Origin of the sequence: Kitasatospora sp. MAA4, assembly GCF_029893355.1 — a bacterium.
GTDB lineage: Bacteria > Actinomycetota > Actinomycetes > Streptomycetales > Streptomycetaceae > Kitasatospora.
In genome coordinates this window covers 11,933-26,520 of the sequence record NZ_JARZAI010000046.1, presented here as the reverse complement: position 1 = coordinate 26,520, position 14,588 = coordinate 11,933, and the positions used below count along the sequence as shown (strand labels likewise).

Below are 14,588 nucleotides of genomic sequence, written 5' to 3'. Positions count from 1 at the left end.
TCTGACACGCGGGACGGGAGGCGCACTCGCCCCAACGGCCTGACGCACTGCCGACAGCGGGGCGCCCGAGGGCTAGGGTCGGCCCAGCGGTCCTCCCCGGACGCACACAGGAAATCCAGGATCAGTGCGAGGTTGCGGACTTGATTCACCATCAGCTCATAACCGAGATCCCGTCGGCGCGGCAGCCCAGCCGGGCGTCGGCGCCGACCGCACCGACCGCACCGTTAGCCGCGGCCCGCGGTGGCGCGGGCGCGATGGCGCTGGTCGAGCGTGCCCTGGCCGCTGCCACCGAGCGGCAGACCGGTGCGCTGCTGGTGGAGGGCGAGGCTGGCATCGGGCGGACCAGCTTCCTGATCGAGGCGTCCGCGCTGGCCAGAAGGCTCGGCTTCACCGTCGCCCGGGGCCGCTGCCACCCCCAGGAGCAGAGCCATCCGCTCGGGGTGGCCCGCCAGGTCTTCGCCTCGCTGCTGGTCGCCGATCCGGATTTCACCGGCCTGCCGGACATCGACCCCGGCCGTCCGGGCAGCGGACCGTCGGCGGCCGGACTGTTCGAGGTGATGGTCACCCTGTACCGGCTGCTGGCCCAGGCCGCCGCTCGGTCCCCGCTGATGCTGGTCATCGACGACCTCCAGTGGTGCGACGAGTCCTCGCTGCGGGCGCTCAGCCAACTCGTCCACCACGGCGTGCGGTTGCGGCTGGTGGTGGTCGCGGCGGTGCGCAGCGGTGAGCCGGTCCCGCACACCGCCGCGTTCCAGGACGCGACCGGCCACCTGCGCCGCACCCGGCTGGCCGGGCTGGATCCGGGCGCGACGCGGTGCCTGGTCCGCGCGGTCCTCCCCGGGGAGCCGGATCCCGAGTTCGTGCTCGCCTGCCGGCAGGCGACCGGCGGGAACCCGACGCTGCTGCGGGCGCTGCTGGACGAACTGGCGCGCCAGGAGGCCGTCCCCGACGCCGCCTGCGCGCGGGAGTTGCTGGGCCATGCCCCCGAGCCGACCGCCCGGGACGCCGAGCAGCGGATCCAGCGGCTCGGCCCGGCGGCCACCGCGCTGGTGCAGGCCGTCGCGGTGCTCGGCGACGGCACGGACCTCGGCCGCGCCGCAGCCGTCGCCGGCCTGCCGCCCGCCGAGGCGGCCTCGGCCGCCGACCTGCTGATCCGCGGCGGCGTCCTCGCCAACCGCGATCTGCTCACCTTCCGGCACGCGGTGGTCGGCGCGGCGATCGCCCGCCATCTGCCGGCCGGCACCGCCGGAACCCTGCGGCTGCGCGCCGCCGCGCAGCTGCGGCGGGCCGGTACGGAACGGGAGTCGGCGCCGGTCGCGGTGGCGCGGGTCCCGGAGCAGGAAGCGTGGCAGGAGGGTCGGGAGGTGGGTCGGCGGTCGGCGTGGCAGCCGTCCGAGGCCGGCCGGGCGGCCGAGGCTCCGGGGCAGTTGGAGATCCGCTGCTTCGGCCGGTTCCGGATCGTCCGGGACAACCGGGAGTTGGATCTGTCGCCGGTGCGCCCCAAGGTGCGTACGCTGCTGCGGCTGCTGGCCCTGCAGGCGGGAGCCGGCGTGCACCGGGACCATCTGCTGGACGCCCTGTGGCCCGAGTTCCCGCCCGAGCAGGGCATCCGCAACCTCCAGGTGACCGTCTCCCGGCTGCGGACCTTCCTGGAGCCCGGCAGCGCCCGGGGGGCCTCCCGGTTCCTGCTGCGCAGCGGGGCCTCCTACCGGCTCGTCCTGGAGCCCGATGTCCGGTGCGACGTCCGGGAGTTCGAGCGGGCCATCGGGCAGTGGCGGCGGAACCGGGCGCAGTTGGCGCCGACCGAGGAGGCGGAGCTGCTGGCGGCGGCCCTGGACTGGTACGCCGGCGATCTGCTGCCCGAGGACGGCGCCGCCGAGTGGGTGGTGACCGAACGCGCCCGGCTGCGCGGCAAGGCGGCGGAGGTCCACCAGGCGCTGGCGGAGGTGTGCCTGGGGCTCGGGCGGTTCGGCAGCGCGGCGCGGGCCGCACGGCAGAGCCTGCTGCTCGATCCGTTCCGGGACGCCGCCTGGCGGGTGCTGGCCGCCACGTACCACAGCGCGGGGGACCCGGCGGCGGCCGAGCAGACCCGCCGGGAGTACGCCCGGATGCTGCGCTCGCTGGGCACCGGCCCGGGAGCGGTGGCGGGAGCTCGGGTTCAGGTTCAGGTTCAGGGGCGTTCGAAGAACTCCACCTCGCCGACGGCCGCCAGCGCGGAGGGCTGCATTCCGTAGACCGACCGGATGGTCAGCCGGATCCTGGTGACCCCGGCCACCGGCAGGTGGATGGTCTGCGGGGCCGGCTTGTCCTCCAGCTGGACCGTCTTCTGCACGGTGCGGCCGGCGTCGACCGACACCGTGATCTCCACCTGGGCAGGCCGGGCCTGCTTGAGGAACTCGTCCTGCTGGTCCGAGGCACCCGAGTGGACGACCAGGTCCAGCAGCCGAAAGGGACGGGCGAACCCGACCTCCAGCCACTCCCCCACCGGTGGGCCGGTGGGCGGGTCGGCGGGCGCCCAGTAGTGGTTCCAGGTGCCGTCGACCGCGTCCGAGGCCGGGTGGCCGGGCGCGGCGCTGGAGGCCGTCTCCGAGACGCCGTGCACGGGCGCGGGCGCGGTGTACCGGTCGCGCAGCGCGTTGACGATCCGCGGACCGTAGCCGACTCCGGCGTCCACCAGCGCGGCGAGCAGCGCCAGCACGAGCACTCTGCTGACCACCCGACCCACCCGTCCGCTCGGCCCGCGCCGCCGGTTGGTCCGGCGCCGGCGCCACCAGCGCAGGCAGCGGCGCCACCAGGAGAGCCGAGGCGGGGCGGCCGCCGGCGCGAGTGCGGCGCCGCAGCGGCGGCAGAACGAGCGCGCCGCCGGGTTCGCCGTCGCGCAGGCGGCGCAGTGCAGGTCGTCGGGTGCGGCGACGTGGTCGTCGACGGCGGCGCGCGGGGCGGGGGCGCGCACCGCGGGGGCGCCGGGCTGGACGGCCGCCGGGGGTGGTGGTGCCGGCGATGTCGACGGCGGTGCCGGCGCTGCTGACGGCCCGTCGGCCTCGGTGCAGGCCGGCTCCGGCTCGTCGGGCTCGGGCCCGGCCGGCCATTCGGGCGGGGATGCGGCGGGGGCCGGGCTCTCGCCCTGCCAGTCCGCGAAGGCGCCGCACCCACCGCAGAAGTCGTCCCCGGCGCTCACCCGCACGCCGCACTGCTCACACGTCCGCACTGCTTCCGTCCTCCGTCCGTCCTCGGTCCGTTCCCGGTTCATCCACTTCATCCGTCGCTTGCACGTCGACCGTGCAGGGGACGTGGGCCGGTCGGTTCGCGTCGATCAGGGCCGCCAGCGCCCTGGCCGGCACCGCCGCCGGGTCCGCGGTCCGGATCCGCAGCCGCAGGGCGGGCTCGGGCTCGCCCGGCAGCTCGCCGCCGGGCGTGGCGGACCAGGCGGCGGCGCCGCTCTCGGCCACCTCCGCGGGCAGGCCCAGTACCGCGCCGACCTGCTCGGCGAGCCCCCGGGCGGTGCCGCGAAGCCGGTGCGCACGCACCGCGCCCGCGACGGCCTCGCGCCGCTCGGCGAGCGACTGCCGTTCGCCGACGTCGGCGGCCACCCAGCCGGCCAGCCATCCGAGGAAGTCCTCCGGGGCCAACCGCGGGTCCCAGTAGGCGTCCAGGCAGTCCAGCACGGAGAACACCGGCGCCAGCACCTCGTCGAAGGCGGAGACGAAGCGCTGAGCGAAGTCGTCCTCCGCGTACGGTCCCGGCAGCCGCTCCCCGAAGGGGTGGGGCGTCAGCAGCCCCTGGACGGCGCGCCGCCCAGCTGGTCGGGGGTCGCCCTCGGCGCGCGTCACCGCTCCTCCACCCTGACCTGGTGCAGGTAGGAGAAGACCAGCGAGTGCGGGTCGAGGTCGACCCGGTCGCCGGGCGCGCCGCGCTCGCCGGTGAGCGGGTTGGCCGCGAACAGCCGTACGTCCTCGACCAGTTCCACACCCGCGACGCGTTGCAGCACGGCGTACGCCTCGCCGCTCTGGACCGGGCGCCCGAAGGGCCAGCCGGTGCCGTCCGGGCCGCCGCTCACCGGGTTGAAGTAGTGGTAGAGCGCGTCCAGGGCCCGCTCACGGACCCGCCCGGCCGTCTCGGCCCGCTCGGCGGTGAGCCGGGCGACCACCGTGACGCCCTGGTAGTACGGCGGTTGGACCAGCAGTCGGGCCCCGATCGGCCGGCGTTCGTCCAGGTGCTCGGCGATGGCCGCCAACATGGCGTCAGGCGGGACGAGTTGCTCGAAGCGCAGCCGGTCGCCGGGCTCGGCCACCACCGCGGGCACCACCAGCACCCGCACCCCGCCCGCGCCGGTGCCCTCCCCCGCCGGAAGGCAGCGGATCCTGGCGGCCGACGGGGCGATCCGGCGGGCGATCAGCTCGTAGTCGGCGGCGGTCACCGCGCGGTCCTGGGACCGGAGTTGGACGGGCCCGCGGAGCTTGGCACCCTCCACCGTCTCGCCGTCCACGCCCCCGGCGGCGGCGCTGCGGTTCTCCACCCGCGACACGTACGGGATCGAGCTGCGCAGGACGGTCAGCGTGCGCCGGGCCACGTTGCCCTGCCGCCCGCCGCCGGTCCGGTAGCGGCGAACCCTCAACCGGGCTCCCTTGGGCGGGACTTCGCCGTAGTGCCGGAGGGACCCGTCGCTCTCCCGCACCGCGGGGCCGAAGGCGATCTCGCCGGTGGTGGGGTCCAGGCGCAGGTGGCGGTCGCCGGGCCCGGAGGCGCCGAAGGAGTCGACCCGGGTCCACTCCTGCCAGCCGTCGCCCTGCGAGACCTCTACCACGAAGGGCTCGGCCCCCGCCAGGACCGGCGGTCGGCCGACGGTGAAGCGCTGGCCCGGCACGCCCGCGGACTCGCCCAGGCTCTCCCCCTCGACGGTCTCGGCGTGGACCGCGCCGACCGTGCCGCCGATCGTGAACGCCGAGCCGCCCCGGAGCACGGGCGAGGCGGAGTAGGCCGGTTGGTCCTCCTCGGCCGCCACCACCCGGCAGCGCAGCCAGCCCGCGCGGTGCCCGGCCAGCGCGGCGGCGGCGTGCCCCGCCGGCACGTGCAGCACCACGTCGCCCGGCCGGTTCAGGCCGCCGGTGGAGTCCTGGCCCACCTCGCAGGGCAGCCACCCGGCGCCGTCGTACGCCTCCCAACTCAGCGGCGGGCGGCGCGGATCCACCCCGACACCGGCCACCCGGCTGTCCAGCCGCAGCACCACCGTGCAGCTGGGCACCGCCGCGCTGAGCCCGAACAGCACCAGGTCGCCGACCTGCGGCAGAGCGGTGAAGCAGGGCGTTGGCCGACCGTGCAGCAGGTCCTCGGTGCGCTCCACCGGCCGACCCTCCAGCGGCTGGGTGAGCACGTGGGTGAGGGTGCAGGGCGGCACGGTGAGGTCGTCCGCGGTGCTGAAGACCACCGAATCCTCGGTCTCGGTACGGGCGGTGGCCACCTCGGTGCCCCGGCGCAGCACCACCGGCAGCGGCTGGGGGGCGGAGAGCCAGAAGGTGAGCTCGGCGGTGGCGGCGGCCGGCGGGAAGAGGGTGACCCCGATCAGGTCGAGGAAGGCCAGGTAGTTCTTCTCCGGCACCCGGTTGAGCCGGTAGAGGAGTTGGTCGGTCATGTGGGCGAACGCCTCGACCAGGGTGACTCCCGGGTCCGAGACGTTGTGGTCGGTCCACTCCGGGCAGCGCTGCTGGATGAACCGCTTCGCCTCGTCCACGAGGTGCTGGAACCGCCGGTCGTCGAGATTGGGGGCGGGCAGGGACATCAGCGGGCACTCTCCTGGGCATGCGGGCCTGCGGCAGGGACGGCGGGGGTAGCTGGGTCGGCGGTGGCGGCGGTGCCCTCGTGCGAGGGGATCACGTAGAAGGGGAAGACCAGGTTGCGCGGGCTGTTGGTGCCGCGCACGGTGTAGCGGATGTCGATGTAGAGGGTGCCGCGCTCGTGGGCGTCGAAGGCCACCGCCACCTCGGCGACGTCGATCCGCGGCTCCCAGCGGTCCAGCGCCCGGCGAACCTCGTAGCCGATCAGGCCGGCGGTGTCCTCGTCGGCGGGCGCGAAGACGTGGTCGTGGATCGCGCAGCCGAACTCCGGGCGCATCGGCCGCTCACCGGGCGCGGTGGCCAGGATCAGCCGGATGGACTCGGTCAGTTCCTGCTCGCGCGCTACCAGCGCGATGCCGCCGGTGGCGCCGATCCGCAGCGGGAAGGCCCAGCCGGAGCCGACGAACTGCTCGGCCATCTAGCCCTCCTCCGCAAGACGGTGAGATATCTGATGGATCTGATGGATCGTCAATTGAGCTTCACGATCTCGCCCTTGATGCTGCACTGCGCTCCGCCGTCCAGGCTCAGGCCGGTCTTTCCGGAGACCGAGACGGACTCGCCGGTGAGCGTCAGTGCGCCGGATCCGGCGTCCAGGGTGATCCCCTGGCCGGTCACGGTGACCTCCTCGCTCGCGGAGACCGTCACCTTGCCGTCGCTGTGCACGGTGATGACGGTGTTCTGCTGGTCGAGGTGCACGCTGAGCCGGTCCTCGTGCGTGCGCAGCCGGATGCCGGCCGGGCCGGCCGCCGCATCCAGCAGCTCGATCCGGTGGCCGCTGCGGGAGGCGAAGGAGCGCCGGTTGACCTTGCCGGTCCCGTCGTCCACCAGCGCCAGCTCGTCCTCGGTCGGCTGGTCGACCCCGTTGTAGAGGCCGCCGATCACGTACGGACGGTCCAACAGCCCCTGCTCGAAGGCCACCAGAACCTCGTCGTGCACCTCCGGGCTGAACACGCCGCCCCCACCCGCGCCGCCCAGTTGGACGGTGCGCACCCAGTCGCTGACGTACGCCGGATCGCCGCCGGTCGCCTCCGACAGCCACGGGAAGGTGAGCCGTACCCAGCCCTGGCCGGCCAGTTCGGTCGGCGCCTGGATATCGGTCACCACCCCGACGGCCACGCCCGGCACCCGCGGCGAGCGGGCCGGGGCGGCCGCGCCGGTCGCCAGGCCGTACGCGGTACGGTCCTGGCGCCCGCTGACGGTGACCCAGGTGTGGTAGCCGATGCCCAGCTCGTCGCTGTGCCGGGCCGCGGTGACCGTGTACTTGCCGTCGAAGGGCCGGCCCGCGCCGGTCAGCGCGATCGGCGTCCCCACCCGCAGGCGCGGATTGCCGAGGACGGTGATCTCCAGCTCCGCCACCGCCGCCGCCAACTCCGCCGCCAGCGCGGCCGAGACCGCCTGGACCTCGGCGTCCGTCCGGTACGGCACGTCCGCGACGAGCAACTCCGCTGCGGGGAAGGGCCGGACGGCCTTCGCCGGGTCCAACCCCACCAGCGGTCCGGCCCCGGCCTGCACCGACACCTCGGAGAGCAGGGCCTTCTTCTGCTGGACGTCCCAGCCGCGAACCCTCACCGTGCCGACCTGGTTCACCGAGGTCACCGAGGAGCGGATCGCCAGCACGTTCTCGCCCATCTCGACCACGTACGGACTCTGCGCCGCCGAGGTCGACCCCTCCGGGGCCGAGGAGGCCGGGACCGGGGAGCGGAAGTGGAACCTGCCGTTCTCGACCACCACCTCACGGTCGTTCTCCTCGGCCAGCGAGGCCAGGAACTCCCAGTCGGAGACGTTCGGTTGGGTACGCAAGGGGTACGTCGTCGCGGTCTCGTCGATGTGCCCCACCGGGATCCCGGCCCCGGCCGCCACCGCGGCGGCGATGTCGGACGCCTTGCGACCGACGAACCCGGTGATCCGGCGACCGCGCCGCAGCCGGTGCGAGAGGTCGAGCGCGCGGACTGTGGTGAAGCTCCCCGCACCGTCGAACTCGGCCTCCAGCGCCACCACTTCACCCGTGAACAGCGGCAGCGGCGCAGCCTCGTCGGCCCGCTTGACCCGGATGGTGAGCGGCGTGCCGATGCTGATCCCGGTGGCGGCCAGCAGAGCGCGATCCGGGTCCAGGTAGCGCAGTTGGGCGACCGCGGACAGGCTGGTGCTCTCGTCGACGCAGATGTCGACCGGCATCCCGTCCCAGGGCGGCGGCAGGGCGCCCGGGGCCTCGACGATGAAGACGGTGGTGCTCGCTCCGGAGGTCATAGGGGCTACCGCACCCCCGCCTGGTCGGCCGCGGGCACCAGGACCTCGGTCCCCGGGCGCAGCCGCAGCGGGTCGTCGATCCCGTTCGCCTCGGCGATCACCCGCCAGGCCGTCGGGTCGCCGTACTCCCGGTACGCCAGCTGCTCCAGCGAGTCGCCGGCCACCAGCCGGTGCACCCGGCGGGCGCTGAGCGCCCCCGAGGTCGGGTTCTGGCGCGGCACCGGGTCCCCCGCCTCGGTCAGCCGGACCGAGCAAGTCGCCCGCAGCGGCGTCCCGTTGGCGTCGAAGAGCGAGTACGTCGCGCTGACGTCCTCCAGGTAGCCGAAGAAGGAGACGCTGCTGAACGACCCCCACCCGAACTTCACGCGCGGCGCGGAGGGCGCCTTGGCCGCAATGCTCCGGGCCGTCGGAGCACACCAACTCAGCAGCGTCTCCACGCCCTTCTGGACGGCGGTGTCGTGGGTCGCGGTGGCGTCCAGGAACAGTTCCACGACGAGCCGGCGCGGCAGCGACCCGGTGAACTCCGGCAGCCCCACCTGCTCCGCGCTGCGGGCCTGGTGCGTCACCCAGCGGGCGCCCTTGCTCAGCGCGAGCGTGTTCGGGTTGAACTGGAACGCGACCGAGCCCAGCGCGCCGCCGGGCGGCTGGCCGGGCCGCTTGGGCGGCTCGTACGCCGTCAGGGTGGCGCGCGCTGGCGTGGGCATCGGGCGGGGTCCTCTCGGTGGGTGGGGTGGGGTTGTCTAGAGGAGGAAGCCGTGGTGGGCGAGTTCGATGCTCTCGCTCGCCACCTCCGAACGGGCGGGGTCGAAGGACGGGCCGGTCCAGCCGACCACGATCACCTCGCGCAGGGACCACTCGACGATGACCTCCGACAGGCTCGGCCGCAGCGCCGAGATCTGCGCCGTACCGCGCGTGACCCGCTGCGAGAGCCCGGCGAGGAACCTGGTCACCTTCGTGGAGTCCGCCGTCAGCGGGCGGGTGAGCGTCACGTTGGGGAAGGCGACGCGGGTCGGCAGCTGCCAGACGAAGCCGTTGTTGCCGCCCTCCACCCGCTGCTCCACCTCCACGTGTGCGCTCAGCCCCTGGCAGGTGCTGAAGTGGCCCAGGTCGATGCCGTCGATCTGGAGCTTGAAGTGCACGCTGGTGCCGGGGTCGCCGTTGGTCATCGGACCGGTCCTCGCTCTCTCGTGGTCGGTGGTCGGGTGTGGTGGAGGTGAGTCGCGGCCGCCTCAGCGACCGCCGTCCAGCAGCCGTCCGGCCCGCTCCCGGCCGAGTCGCAGCTCCGCGCGGAGCAGCCGGCCGACCGGATCGACCAGTCGGCGTGCCAACTGGTCCAGTTGCCCCCGGTCGAGCGCGCGCAGGGCCTCGTCCACGTCCGCCCGCGCGGGCGGCTCCGCCGGGGCGGGAGTGGGGGTGAGGGTGCTGGGGGTGGGCCCGGCGGCCTCGCGAGCCGGCGCGCTGCGGCGGCCGGCCGGCGGCGGTGGCGTCGGCGGGGCGGCGGCGGGCGGGGGTGGGGGTGGGGGTGGGGGCGGAGCACGCTGGATGACGACGGCGGCGGGAGGGGCGGACGGCGGGATGGGGGCGGGATCGCGGAGCCGCTGGACGGGAGCGGGGACCGACGCGGGAGAGGTCACCACAACTCCCGGACGCAGCAGCGCCGGCAGCACTGGAGCGACCGCGCCCCCGACGCGAGGCGGGGCCGTCGCCGGGAGGACCGCAGGACGCGGCGCGCTCGGCGGCTCGGCCACCCGTACGGGAGCCGTGCCTTCCTGCCTCCGCCGCTCGGCACCCGCAGCACGTTCGGCGACAGCGGCGGGCGCGCGCTGCACCAGCTCCGGCGAAGCCGCAGGGGCCCTCCTCGCCAGAGCGGCAGCGGAGTTGCGCACCCGCTGCACCACGCTGTGCCGTCGGGACGACCGCGCTGCCGGCCGGCGCCCGGGCGCGGGCACGGGCACGGGCACGGGCACGGGCACGGGCGCGGGCGCGGGATCGTCGGCGGCCCGCTGAACGGGAGTGCCCGGTTGCCCCACCGCATCCGTGGGCGCTACCCACCGCAGCGGGACCGCGGCCGGGACTGTGGCGGCTACAGCGGCACGTGGCGTGTCCCGGCTCGACAGCCGGGGACGCAGCGGACGCTCAGCCAGCAGGTGCAGCACGGGGGTTGACGTTGCGGGGGCGGCGACGGGGGCGGGGGCGGGTATCGGCGTCGGCGCCGCAGGGCGGCCGACTGCCTCGCTCCGCTGCACCACGGGGGCCACACCCCTGCGCCTCGCCGTGGCGGCGGCCTCCGAGCCGCTCACACCGAGGCCACCCAGGGCCGGGAGTACCGGGACGGTTGCTGGTGGCGTACTGCCGAACGTAGAGCTGGACCTGGACCGCACCGGAGCGGCCTGTTTGGTCGGCCCGGTCTGCCCGGGAGCGATGGTTCCCGATTCGCTGGTCACCGGCGGAGTGGCCAGGGGCGCGCCGACCTCGGGCCGGCGCTGCACGGAACCGACGTCCTGGGCACGTTGAACCTGCGGCTGGACGGTCGGCAGTGGCACGGCAGTTGCGAGCGGCGCTGCACCGAGCGGGGCCGGACCGGCGGGCAGCTCAGCTCGCTGCGCCACGGGAGCGGCCTTCGGTGACGGCCGGCTCTCCGCCATCTCAATGCGCCGCGCCTCGGACGGGACGGCAGCCCGCTGCACCACCGACGGCACCGCGCCCGGCGACGACGTGATGGGCGCGCCGAGCCCGAGCCGTGGCGTCGTCCTCCCCGCCTGCACCCGCCCGGCAACTGCCGACGGCGGGTTCGGCGCGGCGGATGGGGGCGGGCCCGCCGAGGGCGGGGGTGGGGCCGGGGTCGCTCGGTCGGCAGGCCCGGAGCCCGGCCCAGCCCCGGGCACCCGAGCGGCGCTCAGCGCGACAGGCGGCAGCCCCGACGACGGCGAGGGCAAGGGCTCCGCCGCTCGCCCAACGCGCTCGGGAGCCCGCTCCGCGCCCGGTACCCGGGCGCCGGCGGGCAGGGACGCCAACGGCTCGCCCAGCCCGGCCTTCCCCGCCGGTGCCCGCTGGACGACCGCACGCGCGGTCGGTGGATCGGCGGCCGGGGGCGGCGGCACCGCGACGGCAACAGCCGCAGGCGGCGAGGCCACGACGTGATCAGGAGCAGCGGAGGTCGGCTGCGCGACAGCGGCGGCACCAGCACCGTCCCCTCTCACCGACACCACCGCAGCCACCCGCCGCGCGGGCGGAACCGCGGAGCGTGCGATCGTCAGTGCCCCGGTCTGCCCTGTCGTCCGGGGCGGCGCAACCGCACGCGGCACGGCCAACCGGGGCGCCCGGCTCGGCACCGTAGCGTCACCGTCGGGTCCGGGGCCCTCGGGGCTCTGGGGCTCGGCCCGCCGCTGGAGGTAGGTCAGCGCAGGTCCCGGCGGTCCGTCCACCGGCCGTACGAGTCCGTGCACCAGGCCCGAGGGCGCCAGGGGCGTGACGAGGTGGCCCAGGGACGTCCCGAAGACGGGCATCCGGTGGGAGGCGAGCCCCTGCCGGAATCCGAGCGGGTCCGAGACCAGCTGCTGCTGCGCCACCGCGCGCCGCAGCACCGGCGCCGCGCGCCAACCACCGTCCGTGGGACGGCTTCCAGCACCTACGGCCGACGCCGGCTCGGCGTCCGCCGGTCGTCGCGGGCGCAGCCGCGCCAGCCGGTCCCGCACTGCCATGATCCGTCTCTCTCAGCCTTCGTTGATGCGGGTGTTGATCCGGGCGATCTCGCGTACCCAGCGGGTCCGTTCCGCATGGGTGAGGTCGAGGATCGGCTCCTGCTGCCAGTGGAAGTGGTAGGCGATGTACGCGATCTCCTCGTAGAGCCGGTCGGTCGCGTACGTCACGATTCCCCCAGGCGCCCACCCGCCAGGTCGATCTCGAACGGGGAGTCGCAGGAAGGGCAGGTGACGGCGGCCCGGGTGTGGCCCTCCGCGTTGATCCGCCGGTAGAAGTCCTGGAGGAAGGCCAGGTCGGAGGCGAAGAGTTGCTCGACGACGCCCGCGTGGACGTTGCCGAGAGTCCCGAGCCGGGTGACCACCAGGCCCAGCAGCACCACTGACAGGTAGGCCGGGTTCTCCTTGACCCGCAGGTCGATCAGCGGCGTCAACTCGTCGCGTGCGGTGGCCAGTCGCATCGCGCCGCGCCGGTGCACGGTGCCCGAATCGTCCACGTAGCCGCGCGGCAGCTCGAACTCGAACTCGGTCCTGATCCGCTCGGGAGCCCCCAACTCTGCTGACGAGCCAGCGAGTTCCCCCAGCGGGCCACTCTGTCCCGGGTGTCCTGTGCGGCGTATCAATTGAACTCGATGTCCTCGAAGACGATGGTGACCTTCTCGGTGGCCGGCTGGCCGTCGCCCGCCTTCAGGCTGGGGCCCTCCCACTTGCTGGCCCAGGCGTTCTTCAGGTTGATCGTGCGGTCCTGGTCGCCCTTGGCGTCGGTGAAGATGATGCTCAGCTGCTGCCGGGCCGAGCCGACGTCGCCGTTCTCGAAGGTCTGCTTGATCCAGGTGGTGAAGCTGCTGGCCTTGTCCATGCCGCGGGTGATGGTCACCTCGCCGCCCTTGCGGGCGCCGGGCAGCTTGCGGACGATCAGCTTGCCCTGGGCGTTGACCTGGACGACGTCGATGGTGTCCAGCTCCATCGTCAGGCCGGAGACCTCCTGGACCGTCTCGACCTGGATGCTGCCGAGCTGGACCTTGAACGTATGGGTGGCAAGCGTGTCACCGCTCTCGCTGGGCATGGACTGCTACCGCCTTTCAGAGGTGAACGGGGGAACGGACTCGTCACTCGTTGACGAGGCTGGTGTTGTCGGAGAACTGCGCCAGCCGGAAGATCACGAACTCGGCGGGCTTCACCGGGCAGATCCCGATCTCGCAGACCACCTGGCCGGAGTCGATCGACTGCGGCGGATTGGTCTCGGCGTCGCACTTGACGTAGAACGCCTCGCTCGCGGTCGCGCCGAACAGTGCGCCCTTGCGCCACTCCTCGGTCAGGAAGGCCGAGATGTTGCGGCGGATGGTGCTCCACAGGTACGGGTCGTTGGGCTCGAAGACCACCCACTGGGTGCCCAGCAGGACGGACTCCTCCAGGTAGTTGAAGAGCCGCCGGACGTTGATGTACTTCCAGGCCGGGTCGGACGAGAGGGTGCGGGCGCCCCAGATCCGGATGCCGCGGCCGGGGAAGGCCCGGATGCAGTTGACGCCGTTCGGGTTGAGCAGGTCCTGCTCGCCCTTGGTGACGTTGGTCTCCAGCTCGACGGCGCCGCGCACGACCTCGTTCGCCGGAGCCTTGTGCACGCCGCGCTCGGCGTCGTTCCTGGCCCAGACGCCGAGCATGTGGCCGCTGGGCGGCACGAAGCGGTTCTGTCCGCGCGACGGGTCGAAGACCTTGATCCACGGGTAGTACAGCGCGGCGTACTTGGAGTCGTAGCCGGCGCCCTCCATCCGCCACTCCTTGACCTGGCGCGGCGTCATGCCCGGCAGCGGGTCGATCACGGCGAGCCGGTCGCCCATCAGCTCGCAGTGGGTGATCATCGCCGACTGGACGGCCTTGACGCCCTCCTCGTCGATCAGACCCCGCTGATAGGCGGACATCAGGTCGGGGACGGCCAGCATGGTGATCTCGTCGATCGCCTCCAGCGCGCCGAGGCCGGAGCGGTTCTCGACGTCCCCGATGTACTCCTGCGGGGAGATGGCCGCCGCGGACGGCAGCCCGCCACCTGCGCCAGGAGTGGGAACCGCGACGAGGGCGACGCTCTGCTTCGCCGGCCGGGCCGGGGTGCCGGCCTCCTCGACCAGGACGAACGCCGAGCGCTCCTTCAGCTGGGTCACCACGTAGTTCTTGGTGCCCTTCTTCGCCGAGACGTCGAAGCTCTCGACCTGCCGGCCGCCCTGCTGGACGACCAGGGTGAAGCGGTCCTCGGTGGGGTTCTCGCCGGCCGGATCGGCCACCTCGACCGTGATGTCGCCCTCGACACCCGGTCGCGCGGACACCTTGAAGGCCCCGAGCGCGGCCGACCGGCCCGGACCGATCTCCTGCACGGCCCCGGAGGCGCCGACCGAGGCGCCGACCGAAGCGCCGCCCGGTTCGCCGACCCGCACCACGTAGGCGATGCCGCCGCCGTTGGCGAAGTAGCCGTAGACCGCGTGGGCCAGGTACGCCCCGTCCACGAAGTCGCCGAAGGTCTGTAGGAACTGGCTCCAGTTGGTCACCAGGCTCGCCGTGTGCAGGGGGCCCTTCTCGGCGAAACCGACGAAGGCCGCCACCGAGGTCCCGACCGCCTCGATGGGGCGGGGGCCGCCGGGGGACTCTTCCACATACACGCCTGGTGACAGGTACGACGGCATTCTTGCCCCTCCTGAGGAGTTCTCCGGTTCGAGCAGCAGCCTCGCGCAGCGGCGGGGGTGCGGAAACGACCATGGGTCAGCACCGGGGGCAGCAATGGCTGCGCGAAGGGGCAGGCGGTCGGCCAGGGCGCGCAGACGCG

Annotated in this window: 14 protein-coding genes; 2 read left to right on the top strand and 12 right to left on the bottom strand. The window is 74.2% G+C overall.

What is annotated here, in order from left to right; translation table 11 throughout:
• Nucleotides 1–254 precede the first annotated feature (254 nt).
• Nucleotides 255–2,234, top strand: coding sequence for a BTAD domain-containing putative transcriptional regulator (locus tag P3T37_RS35570; protein ID WP_280728106.1), 1,980 nt, complete (start codon nt 255–257; stop codon nt 2,232–2,234).
• Here P3T37_RS35570 and P3T37_RS35565 read toward each other — a convergent pair.
• From P3T37_RS35565 to P3T37_RS35530, 8 genes are all read right to left on the bottom strand, one after another.
• Nucleotides 2,171–3,184 (bottom strand): discoidin domain-containing protein, encoded by a 1,014-nt coding sequence (locus P3T37_RS35565; protein WP_280728105.1) that lies wholly within the window; start codon nt 3,182–3,184, stop codon nt 2,171–2,173. The genes P3T37_RS35570 and P3T37_RS35565 overlap by 64 nt on opposite strands.
• A gap of 10 nt (nt 3,185–3,194) precedes the next feature.
• A complete protein-coding gene (locus tag P3T37_RS35560; protein ID WP_280728104.1) occupies nt 3,195–3,830 on the bottom strand; it encodes a phage tail protein in 636 nt (211 codons plus the stop codon).
• The gene (locus tag P3T37_RS35555; RefSeq protein WP_280728103.1) at nt 3,827–5,776 is read right to left on the bottom strand and encodes a putative baseplate assembly protein; all 1,950 of its coding nucleotides are present in this window, start codon (nt 5,774–5,776) and stop codon (nt 3,827–3,829) included. Before P3T37_RS35555 ends, P3T37_RS35560 begins: the two co-directional genes overlap by 4 nt.
• Nucleotides 5,776–6,249, bottom strand: a complete 474-nt coding sequence (locus tag P3T37_RS35550; protein ID WP_280728102.1) for a GPW/gp25 family protein — start codon at nt 6,247–6,249, stop codon at nt 5,776–5,778. Before P3T37_RS35550 ends, P3T37_RS35555 begins: the two co-directional genes overlap by 1 nt.
• Nucleotides 6,250–6,299: 50 nt before the next feature.
• Nucleotides 6,300–8,078, bottom strand: coding sequence for a VgrG-related protein (locus tag P3T37_RS35545; protein ID WP_280728101.1), 1,779 nt, complete (start codon nt 8,076–8,078; stop codon nt 6,300–6,302).
• A 5-nt stretch (nt 8,079–8,083) separates the two neighbouring features.
• The gene (locus P3T37_RS35540) at nt 8,084–8,782 is read right to left on the bottom strand and encodes a LysM peptidoglycan-binding domain-containing protein (protein ID WP_280728100.1); all 699 of its coding nucleotides are present in this window, start codon (nt 8,780–8,782) and stop codon (nt 8,084–8,086) included.
• Between the two features lie 36 nt (nt 8,783–8,818).
• The gene (locus tag P3T37_RS35535) at nt 8,819–9,244 is read right to left on the bottom strand and encodes a phage tail protein (RefSeq protein ID WP_280728099.1); all 426 of its coding nucleotides are present in this window, start codon (nt 9,242–9,244) and stop codon (nt 8,819–8,821) included.
• A gap of 63 nt (nt 9,245–9,307) precedes the next feature.
• Nucleotides 9,308–9,712: a hypothetical protein gene (locus tag P3T37_RS35530; RefSeq protein WP_280728098.1), complete on the bottom strand. Its 405-nt coding sequence runs from the start codon at nt 9,710–9,712 to the stop codon at nt 9,308–9,310.
• Between the two features lie 1,015 nt (nt 9,713–10,727).
• Between P3T37_RS35530 and P3T37_RS35525 the strand changes: the two genes are divergently transcribed.
• Nucleotides 10,728–11,219, top strand: coding sequence for a hypothetical protein (locus P3T37_RS35525; protein WP_280728097.1), 492 nt, complete (start codon nt 10,728–10,730; stop codon nt 11,217–11,219).
• A gap of 572 nt (nt 11,220–11,791) precedes the next feature.
• On the opposite strand, the gene P3T37_RS35520 is transcribed toward P3T37_RS35525, so the two are convergent.
• From P3T37_RS35520 to P3T37_RS35505, 4 genes are read right to left on the bottom strand one after another with little or no spacing between them, the layout of a single operon-like run.
• Nucleotides 11,792–11,947 carry a DUF6760 family protein gene (locus P3T37_RS35520; RefSeq protein ID WP_280728096.1) on the bottom strand — a complete coding sequence of 52 codons (156 nt, stop codon included), beginning with the start codon at nt 11,945–11,947 and terminating at the stop codon, nt 11,792–11,794.
• The gene (locus P3T37_RS35515) at nt 11,944–12,360 is read right to left on the bottom strand and encodes a hypothetical protein (RefSeq protein ID WP_280728127.1); all 417 of its coding nucleotides are present in this window, start codon (nt 12,358–12,360) and stop codon (nt 11,944–11,946) included. Before P3T37_RS35515 ends, P3T37_RS35520 begins: the two co-directional genes overlap by 4 nt.
• A gap of 35 nt (nt 12,361–12,395) precedes the next feature.
• Nucleotides 12,396–12,842 carry a phage tail protein gene (locus P3T37_RS35510; protein ID WP_280728095.1) on the bottom strand — a complete coding sequence of 149 codons (447 nt, stop codon included), beginning with the start codon at nt 12,840–12,842 and terminating at the stop codon, nt 12,396–12,398.
• 43 nt (nt 12,843–12,885) lie between these two features.
• Entirely contained in the window at nt 12,886–14,448 is a 1,563-nt protein-coding gene (locus P3T37_RS35505; protein WP_280728094.1) for a phage tail sheath subtilisin-like domain-containing protein, read from the bottom strand.
• Nucleotides 14,449–14,588 lie beyond the last annotated feature (140 nt).